This window comes from Winogradskyella sp. KYW1333 (assembly GCF_003335675.1).
Classification (GTDB): domain Bacteria; phylum Bacteroidota; class Bacteroidia; order Flavobacteriales; family Flavobacteriaceae; genus Winogradskyella.
Window position 1 is genome coordinate 25,456 of the sequence record NZ_QPHL01000016.1, and the last position, 17,706, is coordinate 43,161.

16 protein-coding genes are annotated in these 17,706 nt (G+C 31.1%); 11 read left to right on the forward strand and 5 right to left on the reverse strand.

Annotated elements, in window-relative coordinates:
• Positions 1-99 precede the first annotated feature (99 nt).
• On the forward strand, positions 100-762 hold the full coding sequence (locus tag DUZ96_RS07765; protein ID WP_114301377.1) for an HAD family phosphatase: 663 nt from the start codon (positions 100-102) through the stop codon (positions 760-762).
• A 196-nt stretch (positions 763-958) separates the two neighbouring features.
• Here DUZ96_RS07765 and DUZ96_RS07770 read toward each other — a convergent pair whose 3' ends face one another.
• The 4 genes from DUZ96_RS07770 to prfB form a co-directional block, all read right to left on the reverse strand.
• Positions 959-1,423 carry a hypothetical protein gene (locus DUZ96_RS07770; protein WP_114301378.1) on the reverse strand — a complete coding sequence of 155 codons (465 nt, stop codon included), beginning with the start codon at positions 1,421-1,423 and terminating at the stop codon, positions 959-961.
• 10 nt (positions 1,424-1,433) lie between these two features.
• Positions 1,434-1,775, reverse strand: coding sequence for an arsenate reductase (glutaredoxin) (gene arsC / locus DUZ96_RS07775; protein WP_114301379.1), 342 nt, complete (start codon positions 1,773-1,775; stop codon positions 1,434-1,436).
• Position 1,776: 1 nt separating this feature from the next.
• Positions 1,777-2,394, reverse strand: coding sequence for an HAD family phosphatase (locus DUZ96_RS07780; RefSeq protein ID WP_114301380.1), 618 nt, complete (start codon positions 2,392-2,394; stop codon positions 1,777-1,779).
• A protein-coding gene (gene prfB, locus DUZ96_RS07785) for a peptide chain release factor 2 (RefSeq protein ID WP_114301381.1) occupies positions 2,395-3,505 on the reverse strand; the annotation gives its coding sequence in 2 pieces (ribosomal slippage) (positions 2,395-3,441 and positions 3,443-3,505; 1,110 coding nt in all).
• 299 nt (positions 3,506-3,804) lie between these two features.
• Between prfB and DUZ96_RS07790 the strand changes: the two genes are divergently transcribed.
• From DUZ96_RS07790 to DUZ96_RS07820, 7 genes are all read left to right on the forward strand, one after another.
• Positions 3,805-4,770, forward strand: coding sequence for a sugar-transfer associated ATP-grasp domain-containing protein (locus DUZ96_RS07790; protein WP_181855250.1), 966 nt, complete (start codon positions 3,805-3,807; stop codon positions 4,768-4,770).
• 41 nt (positions 4,771-4,811) lie between these two features.
• Complete coding sequence (locus DUZ96_RS07795) at positions 4,812-7,211, forward strand: zinc-dependent metalloprotease (protein ID WP_114301383.1); 2,400 nt, start codon at positions 4,812-4,814, stop codon at positions 7,209-7,211.
• Between the two features lie 94 nt (positions 7,212-7,305).
• Positions 7,306-7,959 (forward strand): sugar transferase, encoded by a 654-nt coding sequence (locus DUZ96_RS07800; protein WP_258774347.1) that lies wholly within the window; start codon positions 7,306-7,308, stop codon positions 7,957-7,959.
• On the forward strand, positions 7,949-8,977 hold the full coding sequence (locus DUZ96_RS07805; protein WP_114301384.1) for an ATP-grasp domain-containing protein: 1,029 nt from the start codon (positions 7,949-7,951) through the stop codon (positions 8,975-8,977). The genes DUZ96_RS07800 and DUZ96_RS07805 overlap by 11 nt, the downstream gene beginning before the upstream one ends.
• A gap of 11 nt (positions 8,978-8,988) precedes the next feature.
• Positions 8,989-10,149 carry an ATP-grasp domain-containing protein gene (locus DUZ96_RS07810; protein WP_181855251.1) on the forward strand — a complete coding sequence of 387 codons (1,161 nt, stop codon included), beginning with the start codon at positions 8,989-8,991 and terminating at the stop codon, positions 10,147-10,149.
• Between the two features lie 92 nt (positions 10,150-10,241).
• Complete coding sequence (locus DUZ96_RS07815) at positions 10,242-11,381, forward strand: ATP-grasp domain-containing protein (protein WP_114301386.1); 1,140 nt, start codon at positions 10,242-10,244, stop codon at positions 11,379-11,381.
• Between the two features lie 210 nt (positions 11,382-11,591).
• Positions 11,592-12,617, forward strand: a complete 1,026-nt coding sequence (locus tag DUZ96_RS07820; RefSeq protein WP_114301387.1) for a low specificity L-threonine aldolase — start codon at positions 11,592-11,594, stop codon at positions 12,615-12,617.
• A gap of 7 nt (positions 12,618-12,624) precedes the next feature.
• Here DUZ96_RS07820 and DUZ96_RS07825 read toward each other — a convergent pair whose 3' ends face one another.
• Positions 12,625-12,948 carry a YbaB/EbfC family nucleoid-associated protein gene (locus DUZ96_RS07825; RefSeq protein WP_114301388.1) on the reverse strand — a complete coding sequence of 108 codons (324 nt, stop codon included), beginning with the start codon at positions 12,946-12,948 and terminating at the stop codon, positions 12,625-12,627.
• Between the two features lie 75 nt (positions 12,949-13,023).
• Between DUZ96_RS07825 and DUZ96_RS07830 the strand changes: the two genes are divergently transcribed.
• From DUZ96_RS07830 to DUZ96_RS07840, 3 genes are all read left to right on the forward strand, one after another.
• Positions 13,024-15,084, forward strand: a complete 2,061-nt coding sequence (locus tag DUZ96_RS07830) for a S9 family peptidase (protein WP_114301750.1) — start codon at positions 13,024-13,026, stop codon at positions 15,082-15,084.
• Between the two features lie 73 nt (positions 15,085-15,157).
• On the forward strand, positions 15,158-16,195 hold the full coding sequence (locus DUZ96_RS07835; RefSeq protein WP_114301389.1) for a PLP-dependent cysteine synthase family protein: 1,038 nt from the start codon (positions 15,158-15,160) through the stop codon (positions 16,193-16,195).
• 215 nt (positions 16,196-16,410) lie between these two features.
• Positions 16,411-17,670, forward strand: coding sequence for an aminotransferase class I/II-fold pyridoxal phosphate-dependent enzyme (locus tag DUZ96_RS07840; RefSeq protein WP_114301390.1), 1,260 nt, complete (start codon positions 16,411-16,413; stop codon positions 17,668-17,670).
• Positions 17,671-17,706 lie beyond the last annotated feature (36 nt).

Here is a 17,706-nt window from a genome sequence, read left to right on the forward strand (position 1 = left end):
ATCTAATATTCTAAACCTTTAAATTAAGCATCAAATCAAATTGTGGTTTGATGCTTTTTTCATATTTAAGTTTTTATATTCGCCGCAAATCAGAAACCTATGCTTAAAGCTGTTCTTTTTGATATGGATGGTGTTATTGTAGATACTGAACCTTTACACTATAAGGCCTATCATAAGATGTTTGGAGATGTTAATATTAATGTTGATGAAGATTTGTATGAATCATTCACTGGGCAATCTACAATTGATATTTGCAGACGATTGGTCGATCATTTCAATTTAGACTTTGCACCTGAATATTTAGTTGAACTTAAACGTCAGCATTTTAAATATTTATTTGAACATGATAAGGACTTAAAGCTAATCGATGGTGTATTGCAATTAATCCAAGATTATTACAATAATAACATTAAGTTAGTGGTTGCATCTTCTGCTTCAATGCCTAATATTGAAAGGGTTTTTAAAAGGTTTGATTTAAACCAATATTTCACTGGAAAATTTAGTGGTGCTGATTTAAAGAAATCAAAGCCACATCCTGAGATATTTATAAAAGCATCTGCATTTACAGGTTTCTTAAAGACTGAATGTATAGTTATTGAAGATTCCACAAATGGCATTAAAGCAGCTAATGATGCTGATATTTACTGTATTGGCTTTAAAAGCTCTCACTCATCTGGGCAGGATTATTCGAATGCAGATTTAGTTATTTCAGATTTTAATGACATAAGGTTTGACAATCTAAACACTTTTTTAAGTGATTAACTGTAGCGTTCAGTAATCTGTTTAATTACAGCAGTAGTTGTAGCTTCTTTTTCTTTAGACACTAACTGAGTTGCTGGAACTTGTCTCACCTCACAATTTTTAATGCTACATTGTTCACAGGTAACACCAACGTCAATTCTTTTTAAGGATTTGTGATCTAGGAAATTTACTTTTCGCTGTAGCTGAGTATTTAAACTTAACCCTTTTTCTTCTTTTTCGTCTTCTTCTTTTTCTTTTTCTTCTCTTTCTTTACAGCCTTTTCATCAAAATCGCCCTCAATCATGTCTTGAATTTTATTCATGTCACCTTCTGAAATCAAAGTCTTCAATTCTTCAAAATGAGTGTTTTCAAGATGTTTAATGGCATTTGCTCTATCAAAACTGCGTTCAAAAGGTGTTTTAAGTATAGATAATTTTGCATCATAATAAGAATTGAGGTGCTGTCTTATTATTACCTGTTGGAATTCATCTGCTTCAAGTGTTGTTAAAAAATTAGAAATATATTCTTGTTTTCGTTGTTCGATTTCGCGTTCTCGTTTAGCAATTTCTTGCTCGGTAGGTTCTCTATTAACTTGTGGGTTTCCCATTCGGTCTCTTCTGGTTTGACTTAGAACATTAAGACTTAAAAAAAGGAATACTATAGCTACAACTGTTTTATTCATTTTAATTAGATTATATAATTCTATTAATACATTCTGGTGGTCTACCTATTACGGCATTATCACCATTTACAACGATTGGTCGCTCAATTAACTTTGGATTAGCAATCATTATTTCAATTAATTCATCATTAGATAAAGATTTCCCCTTAAATTCTGATTTCCAAATTGCTTCATTCTTCCTAATTAATTCAATTGGTGAAATATCAAGTTTCTTAAGAATATCTTTTAACTCAGACTTACGTATTTTATTGTCTAAATATTTAACAATGTCAAAAGGTTTACCTGATGCTTCGATAATTGAAACACCTTCTCTAGATTTTCTACATCGTGGGTTGTGATAAATAGTTATCATTTTAAATGTTGATTGCGTAGTTACTTAATTCTTTAATCAATGCTTTAGGGTTTTCAAAATGTATGCCATTTATACCTAATTCTTTCGCAGCATCAATATTTCTTAGATTGTCATCAATAAAAATTGAATTTTGTGCCGTAATATTAAACCTATTCAAGGTTATTTCATAGATATCTTTAAAAGGTTTTCTTGTTTTTTCTTCACCAGAAACAACAATGCCTTCAAACCAATGTAAAAAATCAAAACGGTCCAATGCTATTGGAAAAGTTTCATGACTCCAATTAGTTAATGCAACTACTTTGTAATTTGGATTATCTATTAACGCCCTTAATATTTTTACAGATCCTTCAATTGAATCTCCAAGCATTTCAACCCATCTGCCGTAATACATTCTAATTATTTCTTCGTGTTCTGGAAACATGGCTACTCTCTCTTCAGTTGCTAGTTGTAGAGGATAGCCTGCGTCTTGATTTTCATTCCAATCGTTGGTACAGATGTTATCAAAGAACCATTTCATTTTCTGGTGATTTCCTTTGAATACATCCAAATAGACATACTCTGGATTCCAATCGATTAGAACACCTCCTAAATCAAAAATAACGGTATCTATCTTGTTCATTTATATAGTGTTATTATCTTCTTCTTTTTGTCCCATCATCATAAGATAAGATTTTAAAAACGGCTCAATATTACCGTCCATTACAGTATCAATATTACCGGTTTCGTGACCAGATCTGACGTCTTTCACCAATTTATATGGATGCATCACATAGTTTCTAATTTGGCTTCCCCATTCAATTTTCATCTTGCCAGCTTCAATATCATCTCTTTGCGCCATTTGTTTCTGTAGTTCAATCTCGTACAACTGAGATTTTAACATTTGTAAAGCTCGTGCGCGATTATCGTGTTGAGATCTGGTTTCTGAACACTGAATCTGAATTCCGGTTGGCTTATGCAAAAGTTGAACCTTTGTTTCAACCTTATTTACATTTTGTCCTCCCGCCCCACTTGAACGAGCTGTTGTAATTTCAATATCAGCTGGATTTATTTCAACCTCAATAGAATCATCAACCATAGGATAAACGTATACTGAAGCAAAACTTGTATGACGTTTAGCATTACTATCGAAAGGGGAAATTCTTACCAAGCGATGAACTCCATTTTCTCCTTTTAACCAACCAAAAGCGTAGTCGCCTTCTATTTCCAATGTTACTGTTTTTATACCAGCAACATCTCCTTCTTGATGGTTTAATTCTTTTATTTTATATCCATTTTTCTCTGCATACATCAAGTACATACGCATTAACATACTGGCCCAGTCACAGCTTTCCGTCCCACCTGCGCCTGCTGTAATTTGCAAAACCGCACTAAGACTATCACCTTCTTCTGAAAGCATGTTTTTAAATTCGAGCTTTTCAATGGCTTCTATCGCCTTGCTAAATCGAGCTTCAACGTTTTCCATTGGAGCCTCATCTTCCTTGTAGAATTCGTAAATGACCTCAAGGTCTTCACACAACGTATTTGCAGTTTCAAAATCCTTAACCCAGCTTTTCTTTTCTCTTAAAGAACGCATCACTTGCTCAGCTATTTTTGAATCGTTCCAAAAATTTGGATCGAAGGTTTGTTCTTCCTCGTTGGTAATTTCTATTAACTTAGCATCTAAGTCAAAGATATTGCCTTAGCTTAGCTAGGCGCGTATTTAGATCTTTAATGTGATCTGATGTTATCATTTTTTGTTTTTTTGTAAAATTAATATATTCATGATTAATCAGTATTGACTTTATTTATGAATTTTAATTGGAATTAAATTAATTATTAAGATTCTAAATACTTTTTTACTAAACTTTAAATATTGTTGGTAGTTTAGTAACTGATAAAAAGCTATCATTTACATATCATGTATTACCATATAAAAAACAAAATTATAAAGCCTTTTAATTCAATTAAAAAGAATTTAATTATCTACAATTCAAAAAAAAATTGGATTATTTTTTTAAAAAACTTAATAGCTCTGACAAAAGCAAAAAAATTGTCAAATGGAAATAAAATAAAAGCAATAAGATTCTACAATTTTTATGGTATTAAATTAAAAAACACATACGCTCATCAATATTATACATCAATAACAGGACAATTTTATGAAAATTATATACCCGATGATATATTTCACTCTGTAATTTTACCTAAATTTAATAATTCAGTACAATGGCCGGCATTGTTGGATAAAAATTTATATGATAGATTGTTTGAAAACTTTTCACAACCAAAATATATCATTAAAAATATTAATGGATATTTTTATTCAAATAATCAATTAATAAGTCTTAATCAGGCAATAAGTATATTAAATAATCAAAAAGAAGAGCTTATAATAAAGCCGAGTATCAGGTCTGGAGGTGGTAAAATGATTAATTTTTTTAAAGTAAAAAAGTCTACTACAAACTATAAAAATTTAAAAATTAATGATCTTTTTGAATTATACAAAAAAGACTTTATAATTCAAGAAATATTAGATCAATGTAAAATATTAAAGGAATTAAATCCTACTTCTTTAAATACTTTAAGAGTTCTTTCTTTTTTTCGTAACAATGATGTGGTTATTCTATCTACAGTTTTAAGAATGGGAGGTAAAGACTCTAGAATTGATAATTATGGTAAAGGAGGATCGATTTGTGGTGTGGAAGACACGGGTTATCTGAAATCTAATAGCTACAAAGAGAATGGAGAAATAACAAATACATCACCATCAGGCTTAAAATTAGATGGAATTTTAATACCAAATTTTCCTAAAGTTACGAATATGGTAAAAGCACTCCATTCTAAAATACCCTATTTTAAAATTGTATCTTGGGATATAGCACTAGATATCAATGACGCTCCTGTTTTTATTGAATATAACACCTATGCACAAGGTATTGACATTCATCAGATTACTAATGGACCTCTTTTTGGAAAATTTCAAGATGAAATACTTAGAAGTATATTTTTAAACTAAAAATAGTTTTACAGATTAAATCATATTATAAATTAACTATTATGAAAAATGTTCTTATTCTTCTCTTCATAGTTTCGGATTTAGTGAATGCTCAAATTTTAAACAAAAAGAATTTACAAGCATTCGATGGCTATTTTGATTTTTATTATGAAGAAAGTACGGATAAGATTTATTTAAAAGTTGAAAATTTAAATAAAGAATTTCTCTATGTAAATTCTCTTGCCTCTGGTATTGGTAGCAATGACATAGGGTTAGATCGTGGTCAACTAGGTAATGAGCGACTGGTTTATTTTCAAAAAGCCGGCCATAAATTGTTACTGATTCAACCAAATTTAAAGTATCGTGCCAACACTGAGAATGAGTTAGAACGGAAAAGTATTGAACAAGCTTTTGCCAAATCTGTCTTGTTTGGTTTTAAAATACTTTCCGATACTGATGGTTATATTGTTGATTTTACACCATTTCTAATGCAGGATACCCATGGTGTTATAAACAGATTAAAAAGTAAAAAGGAAGGTAATTTTAAGTTAGATAAGACGAGAAGTGCTATAGAATTGAATACTACCAAAGCCTTTCCTGAAAATGTGGAATTTGAAGCTCTGATAACCTATACGGGGCAACCAATAGGGAAAAACCTGAAAACTGTAACACCTACGCCTTCAATTGTTTCTGTTATTCAACACCATTCATTTATTAAGTTACCAGATAATAACTATAAGCCAAGGGCTTTTGACACAAGAAGTGGAGCCATATCAATTTCTTATATGGATTATGCAACACCTATTCAAGAAAATATCAAAAAGCGCTTTATTATTCGTCATAGGTTAGAGAAGAAATTTCCAGATTTGGCAAAAAGTGAAGCGAAAGAGCCAATTGTTTATTATTTAGATCCAGGAACACCAGAGCCTATTAGGTCCGCGCTTTTAGAAGGCGGTAGATGGTGGAATGAAGCATTTGAATTAGCAGGCTTTAAAAATGCTTTTCGAGTGAAGATGTTGCCTGAAGGCGCTGATCCAATGGATTGTAGATACAATGTTATACAGTGGGTACATAGGAGTACCAGAGGCTGGAGTTATGGGGCAAGTGTAGTTGATCCTCGTACAGGCGAGATTATAAAAGGTCATGTTAGCTTAGGAAGTTTGCGTATTCGTCAAGATTTTATGATCGCCCAGGCTTTAATGAATAATCCGTATGCTCTAAGTGATGATAATTATGAACCAATGTTAGAATTAGCATTGGCAAGAATACGACAATTGAGTGCTCATGAAATTGGACATACCCTAGGGTTTACTCATAATTTTGCCTCGAGCACTAATGATAGGGCTTCTGTAATGGATTATCCACACCCAAATGTTGTTGTAAAGCACAATATTATTGATTTTAGCCATGCTTATGATAAAGGGATAGGAGAGTGGGATAAAATAACGACTGCTTATAGTTATTCTGAATTTGATAAAACAATAAATGAAACTGAGGCTTTGAATGATATTTTAGAAAAAGCCAAGAATGATGGTTTACGTTTTATCTCCGATAGCGATGCGCGAGCTATTGGTGGGGCTCATGCATTTGCCCATTTATGGGATAATGGTAAATTCCCACATCAAGAGCTATCAGAAGTGATGAAAGTGCGGGAATTAGCAATACGTAATTTTTCTAGTAACAATATTAAAAGTTTTGAGCCATATTCTGTTTTAGAAGATGTGTTTGTTCCTTTATATTTTTATCACAGATATCAAGTTGAAGCGGCGACGAAAGTTATTGGTGGATTAGATTATAATTATGCTGTGAAAAGCGATGGGCAATTCACTACAAAAAGTGTTGATAAAAAATTACAAGAACAGACTTTAAATGCTATAATTAATACTTTAAGAGTTGAAACGCTTGCCATTCCTAAGAATAAACTTTCTATGTTTCCGCCGAGAGCATATGGTTTTAATCGAACACGTGAATCGTTTCAAAGTCAAACTGGAGTGGCATTTGATCCATTTAGCGCAGTAAATACTGCAAGTGATATGACTTTGAAATTACTTTTACATCCAGAACGCGCAAATAGGCTAGTTATTCAAAATAGTTTAGATGAAAATCAACTCTCATTACACAATGTTTTGAATGCGTTAATTCAATCTACATTTGGTATCAAACATGAGGACAGTTATTTTTCTGAAGTGCAGCACCAAATAAACATTAATGTGTTGAAATACATTATGAATCTAGCAGTGAATAATAACTCATTTTTTCAGGTTCAAGCTAAATCTAATGAAGTGATTAATAATCTCAGTTCGTTTCTTAATGACAAGAAAAAGCTTGTTCCTTATGCTAATCAATATTTGAAATTGATTATTGAATTTAAATCACATCCAGAAAAGTTCAAAATAATACCTTCACCGAAAATACCAGACGGTTCACCCATTGGAAGTGGTATTTGTACTTATAATCATTAGTTTTATCCTTTCTGTTATTTATAATTCTTATTTCTCCAATTAATTTTTTACAACACAAAACTAAATCAAACAAAAAGTAAATTTATACCATATTTTGAAAATTATTTATAGAAATTTCATAAAGGATGTTTTAGATTTCATTCTTGCTTTTATGTGTTTAATGATTTTATTACCACTAATACTTTTATTAATTATTATTCTTCTATTAGATAATAATGGAAAAGTATTTTTTATTCAAAAAAGACCGGGTAAAAATGAAAAAATATTTAAAATAATAAAATTCAAAACTATGACAGACAAAAAAGACTCAAAAGGGCTTTTGTTGCCAAATAGCCATAGAGTTACTCGAGTTGGATTAATTTTAAGAAAATATTCATTAGATGAAATACCTCAGTTAATTAATGTTCTCAAGCGGGATATGAGTTTTGTTGGCCCCAGACCTTTAAGAGTAAGATATCTTCCTTTTTACACCTTAGAAGAATCTATAAGACACAGTGTAAAGCCTGGCATTACGGGATTAGCTCAGATTTCAGGTAGAAATAGTTTAGATTGGGATGATAAATTTTCATTAGATATTCAATATGTTAATAATATATCATTTAAGAATGATTTAATTATAATTCTTAAAACAATTAATAAAATCTTTTCTAATCAAGATGTTGATTTTGAGACTTCGAATGTCATAGATGATTTAGACGTATCAAGACGAAATTGTAAAAAGCATAATTCAAAAGTTGATGAGATTTAATATATTAATTACTTCTGCAGGACGGCGTAACTACCTAATCAATTATTTCAAAGTTGCATTAAAAGATAGGGGAATGATAATTGTTGCCGATTCAAATAAATTTGCCACAGCATTTTCAGATGCTGATGTGTCTATTTGTGTATCAAGCTTCAATCAACAAGAATATATTGAAGATATTGTAGAAATCATCAAAAAATATTCGGTAAAAGTAATTATATCATTGAATGATTATGAGCTATTGGTTTTATCTAAAAACAAAAAATATCTTGAAAGTTTAGGAACTAAAGTTATTGTACCAACTGAAGAAATAGTTTCTATCGTTTTTGATAAATGGAAATGTCATAACTTTATTAATAGAATTGGTCTTAATTCACCAAAGTCTTATCTTAAGTTAGAAGATGCACTGAATGATATAGATAACAATATTTTAAACTTCCCAGTAGTAATCAAACCTACGATTGGAAGTGGATCTGAAGGTGTTGAGTTAGCTGAAACAGTTGAAGAGTTAAAACTTTTTTATAAAATAAAATGCATTCAAATAAAAAAAGCTAATTCAATTAATGATAGTACAGCTTTATCCTTTAAAAATAATGTTTTAATCCAAGAAAAAGTTGAGGGTAAAGAATTTGGGCTAGACATAGTTAATAATTTTAATTCTAAATTTTTCGCCTGTTTTGCTAGAGAAAAACTATCTATGCGAAATGGCGAGACTGATATGGCAATTTCTGTAATTGATAAGTCACTAATTGATGTTGGGAAACAAATATCTAAAAACTTGATGCATCTTGGTCTTGCTGATGTTGATGTAATAGTTCAAGATAAAAAGATTTTTATTTTAGATATAAACTTGAGATTTGGAGGAGGTTACCCATTTTCGCATTTAGCAGGGGCTAATATTACAGCCGTTTATGTTGACTGGATTATAGATAATTATGATTTGGATACTAAAAAACACATTAATTATAAATCTGGAATTATTCATTCAAAATATGATAAACTCACCAGGATTTTTGTTTAATGACTAATTGCATGAAATCAAAGTCAAAATCAATTTCTGTGCTTATTCCTGATGGAGAATCATCTTTTTTACAGATTGTAGTTAATTGTTTAAGCTTAGTTAAAAATATTAAGATTTTTGTAATCTCGAGCAATAAATCAGATTTCATGAAGTATTCTTTTTTTGTAGAGGAATATATTTTTTTCACTGATTCTAGTGATGAGGAATGGCTTAACAGAATAAATCATGAGGTTGAAAAAAATAATATAGATATTATTATCCCAATTTTTCAAAATGGATTTAAAAGAATAATAAAACATCAAAAGTTATTAAAAAATAAGGATAAACTTTGTGTTTTGCCAGCATTAAGTGATTTCAATACAGCTAATGATAAGGGGCTTTTATATTATCACATGAAAGCCAATAGTATACCATGTCCTAATAGCCAAGTAGTTAAACAAAATAAATTACCGAATTTTTCTGAAATTGAATACCCAGTAATTGTCAAACCAGTAGAAAACTTAGGCGATGGAAGGGGGATACAGTTATTTCAAGATGGAGAAGGTTTGAAAAACTATTATAATTGTTCTAAACCTGCTGGAAAAACTATTATCCAAGAGTTTATTCGTGGTTACGATATAGGATGTAACGTGCTATGTCTAAATGGAGATATTTTGACTTATACTATTCAAAAAGGCAATCTATTTAGTAATAAAAAGTTTTCTGCGCAAATAGGTCTAGATATTGTTGAAGAAGATCTAATTATTGATGCGACCAGAAAACTAATGAAAAGTATTAATTGGTCTGGAATTGCAAATATAGATTTGATGTTTGATGAGAAGGATTCTAAATTTAAGATACTTGAGATAAATCCTAGATTTTGGATGACAACTGAGGCATCTGCATTAGCTGGAATTAACTTTCCATATTTGTATTGCTTGACTAGTCTTAAAATAGAATTTGAAAACCCTAAAGTCAAGTTTATTTCATTTCTTACTTTACATGGTTTATTAAAAAAAATTAAAAATAATCCATTATTTGTCTTTAACATAAACTATATAATGAACAATACCGCTTTTAGATTTGTTTTAAAAGATCCAATTGCGAATTTTTATAAATTAATTTGTTATCGATTATTAAAATATTGTAAAAATTATTTTAAGGATAGTAACCAAAATAAGAGAGTTAAATAAAAGTTTTTCTGTATTTAGATTGTTAATTAGCAAGCTCTTAGTAATTCAATAAAATTATTATTCGAAATGTTGTATACTTAATTTGTTCTTACATGTATTTGAATTTCAATAAAAAAATTACAGTATTGATTCCAGATGGGGAAAGCCCTAGATTATTATCTGTTATTAATTGTTTGTCACTTGTTGAAAATGTAGAAGTATATGTTATGTCATCAAGACGGCATTATTATATGAAATATTCTAGATACATCAAGAGCTATGTTTTTTATCCAGATTCAAACGATAGAGATTGGGTTAATAACATTAATTACGAAGTTGAGAAGAATGATATTGATGTTATCATGCCTGTATTTGAAGTTGGATTTAACAGAATTATTAAAAACAAGAACAAACTAAAAGAAAAAGATAAACTTTGCTCTTTGCCAACCTTTCCAAATTTTGAATCAGCAAGAAATAAGGATTCGTTATATCGTCATCTTAAAGCTAATGATTTGCCCTGTCCTCAAAGTGTAATCCTTGAACCAAATAAGCCAATAGAATTAGCGGAATTGACATTTCCCGTTGTTGCTAAGCCAGTTGAGGGTTTTGGAGCGGGTCAAGGAATAGAAGTATTAAGTGAAAATAAAGATATATTTGAATATATTAAATCACACACATTTAGTTGTAATACTATTTTTCAAAACTTTATTGAAGGTTATGATATTTGTTGTAATGTTCTTTGTAAAAATGGAGATATAATAGCATACTCAATTCAGAAAGCGCATTTCAGCGAGAAAGGAAAATTAACGCCTCAATTAAGTTTTTCTTTTGTTGAAGAAGAAGCATTACTCCAAATAATAAAAAAATTAATGAAAAGCCTTAACTGGTCAGGTGTAGCAAATATTGATTGTAGGTATGACATTGATATTAGCACATTTAAGATTATTGAAATAAACACGAGATTCTGGGAAAATATTGAAGCATCCGCAATGGCTGGTGTAAACTTTCCTTATCTATATTGTTTATCAACTTTAAATCATAATTTTAAAATTCAAAAGGCTGATAAAATAACTTATTTAAACCTAAAAGGTTTGATTAAACGTTTGAAAACGAACCCATTTTTTATCATTAACACTAGTTACATTTGGAAAAATACGCCTATTAGTTTTGCTCTAAGAGATCCTATGCCTATGCTTTATAAATTTGTTTGGCGCACAAAGAACATATTAATTCAAAAGATATTTAGAAAGTAGGATGTAAAAATACTATTTAGGTGGAAAAGGAATTAATATATAAATTTCTTTTTTATTGGATAAATAGTAATTGAAAAATTTAAAACTACTTGTACGGTATGAGCTTAATAATCAATATTGTCATGATTTTATGAATTATAAAACTTGGATGCAAATTGAATCTATTTTATTATTCAAATTTGAAGTATTTTTGAAGAAACAATTATAAAAATGACTATAGATTTACGTAGTGATACAGTTACCAAACCTACTAAAGGCATGTTAAATGCCATGATAAATGCAGAAGTTGGAGATGATGTATATAAAGAGGATCCTACGATTAATGCCTTGGAGGAAAAGCTAGCAAATATGTTTGGGATGGAGAAGGCTCTGTTTTTCCCTACTGGAAGTATGGCTAATCAGGCAGCACTTAAATTACATACAAACCCAGGAGAACAAGTCATATGTGATAAATATGCCCATATATATAATTATGAAGGTGGAGGGGCATCATTTAACAGTGGTATATCATGTAAATTAATAGACGGGGATAGAGGAATGTTTACAGCTCAACAAGCAGAAGCATCTATAAACCCACCGGATTTTTATCATAGCCCGTTAACCTCGTTAATTGAGGTAGAAAACACAACCAATAAGGGTGGTGGTGCATGTTGGGATTTTGAAGAACTTAAGAAAATTAAGGCAGTAGCTCATAAACATAATCTTGGATATCACTTAGATGGTGCAAGACTTTGGAATGCGTTAGTAGCTTTAAATCATAAACCAAAACAATATGGTGAATTATTCGATACCATTTCAGTTTGTCTGAGCAAAGGTCTCGGTTGTCCTATTGGATCTGTTTTAATAGGAAATAAAGAGTTGATGCAACATGCCATTAGAATAAGAAAAATATTTGGTGGTGGTATGCGCCAAGTTGGCTATTTGGCGGCAGCAGGATTATATGCTCTAGATAACAACATTGAGCGTCTCAGGAAAGACCATATAAAAGCCAAAGAAATAGGTGAAGTTTTAGAATCATTAACCTTTGTTAAAAAGGTCGAACCTATTGAAACAAATATCATAATTTTTGAACTAAATGATTCTGTAAGCGAAAAAGACTTTTTAATTACTTTAACTGAAAATAATATTCATATAATAGGTATGGGTAGCAACAAATTAAGGATGGTTACGCATTTAGATTATACAGATGACATGCACGATTCTCATTTAAAAATTTTAAAGAGTCTAAAATTTTAGTCTCCTTTTATTTAAACATATCCATTCCTGGTATATTTGGCATGCCTTCTTTTGCAACAGCAGCTAATTCAGCTTCATTGACTTTTGAAGCCATTTCTATTGCTTTATTTAAAGTTAAGATTAAGTAATCTTCAAGCATTTCTTTGTTTTCAAGTAGTTCATCGTCTATTCTTATTGATTTTATAGTACGGTTTGCAGTAATCGTAACAGAGAGTTTATTGTCATTGCTCGACTCATCAAGAAGTACTGTATTTAAACGCTCTTTTGTTTCTTCAACTTTCTTTTGGGCTTCTTTAAGTTTATTCATCATACCCATCATATCTCCAAACATATTCTTCAATTTTATATTGTGGAGTACAAAATTAGTAAATTGCTCAACTTTTCTAGTCTAAATAATTTTAAAGCAATGTTAAAGAAATCAAATTCAATTTATCCAATAGCGAAAAAAAAGCCACAGAGATTAGAAATACATGGTGATGTGCGAATCGATAACTACTTTTGGATGAATGATAGAGAAAATAAAGAGGTAATTGATTACTTAAAGGCTGAAAATAATTATTGTGATGCGCAAATGTCTCATACAAAGGAATTTCAAGAAAGTTTATTCATAGAAATGAAGGCTAGAATAAAAGAAGATGATTCGTCTGTGCCTTATAAATACAATGGTTATTGGTATATTACAAAATTTGAGAAAGATAAAGATTATCCTATTTATACTCGAAAAAAAGATTCTCTAGCTAACCCTGAGGAACTCCTTTTTGATTGCAATGAAATGGCAGAAGGACATAATTATTTCAAAATTGTTGGTATAAGTATTAGTCCAGACAATAAATTGGTGTCCTATGGAATTGATCTAACGGGCAGACGTCAATATACTATTCATATAAAAAATTTAGTTACTGGAGAGATTCTTAAGGATTCAATGGATAACACAACTGGTTCATCCAGTTGGGCAAATGATAATAAAACAATCTTCTTTACAAAGAAGGATCAAGTTACCTTAAGAGCACATCAAATCTGCAAGCACAAGCTTGGAGATAATCAGGATGACTTGTTATTTGAAGAAGGTGATACTACCTTTGGTGTTACAGTCTACAAGACCAAATCAAGAAGATATATCATCATTGCTTGTTACAGTACATTAACTAACGAATATCATTTTTTAGATACTGATAAACCAGAGGGTAAGTTTCAATTATTTCAGAAAAGAATAAGAGGTGTAGAATACAGTATTTCTCATTACAAGGATCATTTTTTCGTCCTGACTAATAAAGACAATTCTACCAACTTCAAATTAATGAAAACTTCAATACATGATACTTCCATTGAAAAATGGAAAGATGTAGTATCTCACCGAAATGATGTTTTAATTGAAAACATAGATATTTTTAAGGATTATTTGGTAATTAGTGAACGGAGCAATGGCTTAAACCAAATAAGGATAAAACGTTGGGATAATCATGAGGACTATTATTTACCTTTTGATAATGAGACTTATACATGCTACACTACTACTAATATCGAATTTGATACTGATGTCTTAAGATATGGATACAATTCCTTAACAACCCCTGCCTCCATTATAGAATATAATCTAAAAACTAAATCAAAGAAAGTTTTAAAAGAACAGGAAGTTTTAGGAGGTAAATTCAAAAAAGAAAATTATATATCAGAAAGAATCTGGGCCAAGGCAGAAGACGGAACTAAAATTCCAATTTCACTTGTATATAAAAAAGGGATTAAAAAAAATGGAAAAAATCCATTATTGCAATATGCTTATGGAAGTTATGGTTCTACAGTAGACCCTTATTTTTCAACTATTAGACTAAGTTTATTAGATAGAGGATTTATTTATGCGATAGCTCATGTACGCGGTGGAGAATATCTAGGAAGGCCATGGTATGAAGATGGTAAGTTGCTTAATAAGAAAAATTCATTTTCAGATTTCATAAGTTGTTCAATTGAGCTAATAAAAAAAAGATTTACATCATCTAAACATTTATATGCAATGGGAGGTAGTGCAGGTGGACTATTAATTGGTGCTGTTATCAATAAGGCACCAGAATTATATAATGGAGTAATTGCGGCTGTTCCTTTTGTAGATGTTATCACCACAATGCTAGATGATGCTATACCTCTTACTACAGGTGAATATGATGAATGGGGAAACCCTAATGATAAGTTATATTATGACTATATGAAATCTTATTCTCCATACGACAATGTAGAAGCAAAAAAATACCCTCATATGCTTGTATCTTCAGGTTTGCATGATTCTCAAGTACAATATTGGGAACCAACAAAATGGGTTGCCAAATTAAGAGAGATGAAAACAGATTCTAATCAGCTGTACCTAAGAACCAATATGGATGCAGGACATGGCGGTGCTTCTGGCCGATTTGAGAGTCTAAGAGAAGATGCAGAAGAATTTGCTTTCCTATTAGATCTTGAAGGAATAAGGGGCTGATTTAAAAAAAAATGTTACTTTTGCGAGGTTTAGGTCATCAATGTGTTAAATTGGTGAGCGATAAATAGCATTTATGAGTAAAAACAAAAATGTATTTGATAATGTACTACAGCTTATTGGCAGTACTCCCTTAATCAAATTAAACAAGATGACTGCCGATTTCGACGGTGATTTTTACGCGAAAGTAGAAGCTTTTAATCCAGGTCACTCCTCTAAAGATAGAATAGCACTACACATTATTGAAGAAGCAGAGCGCCAAGGAATTTTAACTCCTGGTGATACTATAATCGAAACTACTTCTGGTAATACAGGTTTTAGTATCGCTATGGTAAGCATAATTAAAGGATATGAATGTATTCTTGCGGTGAGTTCAAAGTCTTCTGCGGATAAAATTGACATGTTAAAATCAATGGGAGCAAAAGTATATGTTTGCCCTGCCCATGTTAATGCAGATGACCCTAGATCTTACTATCAAGTTGCAAAACGCCTTCATGAAGAAGTTAAAGGCTCTATTTATATAAATCAATATTTTAATGAATTGAATATTGATGCACACTACAATACAACTGGTCCGGAAATTTGGGATCAGACCGAAGGTGAAATAACACATCTTGTGGCTTGTAGTGGTACTGGCGGAACTATCTCAGGAATTGCCAAATATTTGAAAGAGCAAAACCCTAATATTAAGATAATCGGAGTTGATGCCTATGGTTCGGTATTGAAAAAATACCATGAGACCAGAGAATTTGATGACAAAGAGATTTATCCATATCGAATTGAGGGATTAGGCAAAAATTTAATTCCAACTGCAACAGATTTTGATGCAATTGATAAGTTTGTCAAGGTAACAGATGAAGAAAGTGCACATACAGCAAGAGAAATTTCTAATACAGAAGGACTTTTTGTAGGATATACTAGTGGTGCCGCGATGCAGGCAATCAAACAATTAAATGAAGAAGGAGAATTCAAATCAACTGATAAGGTTGTTGTGGTTTTCCCAGATCATGGTTCAAGATATATGAGCAAGGTCTATAGCGATAAATGGATGGAAGATCAAGGATTCTTTGATAGTAAGCATGAAGTACATACTACAATAGAGTATATAAAATAATTTTATTTTAATAATAGATAAAGCCTATCATGGTAATACTGTGATAGGTTTTTTTATGTTGAAAACAGTGTGAATAGACAATAAAAATAAATTATGCTGTCATAATATTATTAATTAATTTTGCACGAACTGACAAGATTAAATTAACTAAACTTTAAGAGTTTATTTATGTGATTGGAAAGCACTATTTAAACGATTAATGGCAAACGTAACTAATGAAAGATTTATTTGAGAAAATTTATAGAGATAAGGGTCCTTTAGGTAAATGGGCGTCTCAGGCAGAAGGTTATTTTGTGTTTCCTAAATTAGAAGGTCAAATCTCTAATAGAATGAATTTTCAAGGTAAAGAAGTTATTACATGGAGTATTAACGATTACCTTGGTTTAGCCAATCACCCAGAAGTAAGAAAAGTTGATTCGGAAGCTGCCAAGCAATATGGCTCAGCCTATCCAATGGGTGCTAGAATGATGTCTGGTCATACTGACTTACATGAGCAATTACAAAATGAACTTGCAGGGTTTGTTAATAAAGAAGCAGCCTATCTTTTAAATTTTGGTTACCAAGGTATCATGTCCACAATTGATGCATTAGTGGCTAAAGACGATATTATAGTGTATGATGTTGATGCTCATGCATGTATTATTGATGGTGTTCGTTTACACATGGGCAAAAGATTTACCTACAAGCACAATGATATTGCTAGTTTAGAAAAGAATCTTGAGAGAGCCACAAAGATGGCTGAGCAGACTGGAGGAGGAATTCTTGTAATTTCTGAAGGAGTATTTGGAATGAGAGGTGAGCAAGGTAGATTGAAGGAAATCGTTGAGCTTAAGAAAAAGTTTAATTTTAGGTTCCTTGTTGACGATGCACATGGTTTTGGTACATTAGGAGTCACAGGAGCTGGTGCAGGTGAAGAACAAGGTGTACAAGATGAGATTGATGTGTATTTTGCAACATTTGCAAAATCGATGGCCAGTACAGGAGCTTTTATAGCTGGTGATCAAGAAATAATAGATTATTTGAAATATAATCTGCGCTCTCAAATGTTTGCAAAATCATTACAAATGCAACTTGTGGTAGGTGCATTAAAGCGTCTAGAAATGCTAAAAACAATGCCAGAGTTAAAGCAAAACCTTTGGACTATTGTAGACGCATTGCAATCAGGACTAAAAGAAAGAGGATTTGATATAGGTACAACTCAAAGTTGTGTTACCCCCGTTTATTTAAAGGGTAGTATACCAGAGGCAATGGCATTGGTAAGAGATTTAAGAGAGAATCATGGTATTTTCTGCTCCATTGTTGTTTATCCTGTTATTCCAAAGGGATTGATTCTATTGAGAATGATACCTACAGCAACCCATACATTGGAAGATGTTAAACTAACTTTAGATGCGTTTGACGCAATAAGAGAACGTTTAACTAACGGAACTTATAAAAGAATGTCTGCAGCTCTAATCGCTGCAATGGGAGAGTAATCATTATTTAATTATCATAAAAACAGAAGACCTTGT

Coding starts and splice junctions, on each gene's coding strand:
- DUZ96_RS07765 (WP_114301377.1), top strand. CDS start 100: ATGCTTAAAGCTGTTCTTTTTGATATGGATGGTGTTATTGTAGATACT.
- DUZ96_RS07770 (WP_114301378.1), bottom strand. CDS start 1,423: ATGAATAAAACAGTTGTAGCTATAGTATTCCTTTTTTTAAGTCTTAAT.
- arsC (WP_114301379.1), bottom strand. CDS start 1,775: ATGATAACTATTTATCACAACCCACGATGTAGAAAATCTAGAGAAGGT.
- DUZ96_RS07780 (WP_114301380.1), bottom strand. CDS start 2,394: ATGAACAAGATAGATACCGTTATTTTTGATTTAGGAGGTGTTCTAATC.
- DUZ96_RS07795 (WP_114301383.1), top strand. CDS start 4,812: ATGAAAAATGTTCTTATTCTTCTCTTCATAGTTTCGGATTTAGTGAAT.
- DUZ96_RS07805 (WP_114301384.1), top strand. CDS start 7,949: ATGAGATTTAATATATTAATTACTTCTGCAGGACGGCGTAACTACCTA.
- DUZ96_RS07810 (WP_181855251.1), top strand. CDS start 8,989: ATGAAATCAAAGTCAAAATCAATTTCTGTGCTTATTCCTGATGGAGAA.
- DUZ96_RS07815 (WP_114301386.1), top strand. CDS start 10,242: ATGTATTTGAATTTCAATAAAAAAATTACAGTATTGATTCCAGATGGG.
- DUZ96_RS07820 (WP_114301387.1), top strand. CDS start 11,592: ATGACTATAGATTTACGTAGTGATACAGTTACCAAACCTACTAAAGGC.
- DUZ96_RS07825 (WP_114301388.1), bottom strand. CDS start 12,948: ATGTTTGGAGATATGATGGGTATGATGAATAAACTTAAAGAAGCCCAA.
- DUZ96_RS07830 (WP_114301750.1), top strand. CDS start 13,024: ATGTTAAAGAAATCAAATTCAATTTATCCAATAGCGAAAAAAAAGCCA.
- DUZ96_RS07835 (WP_114301389.1), top strand. CDS start 15,158: ATGAGTAAAAACAAAAATGTATTTGATAATGTACTACAGCTTATTGGC.
- DUZ96_RS07840 (WP_114301390.1), top strand. CDS start 16,411: ATGAAAGATTTATTTGAGAAAATTTATAGAGATAAGGGTCCTTTAGGT.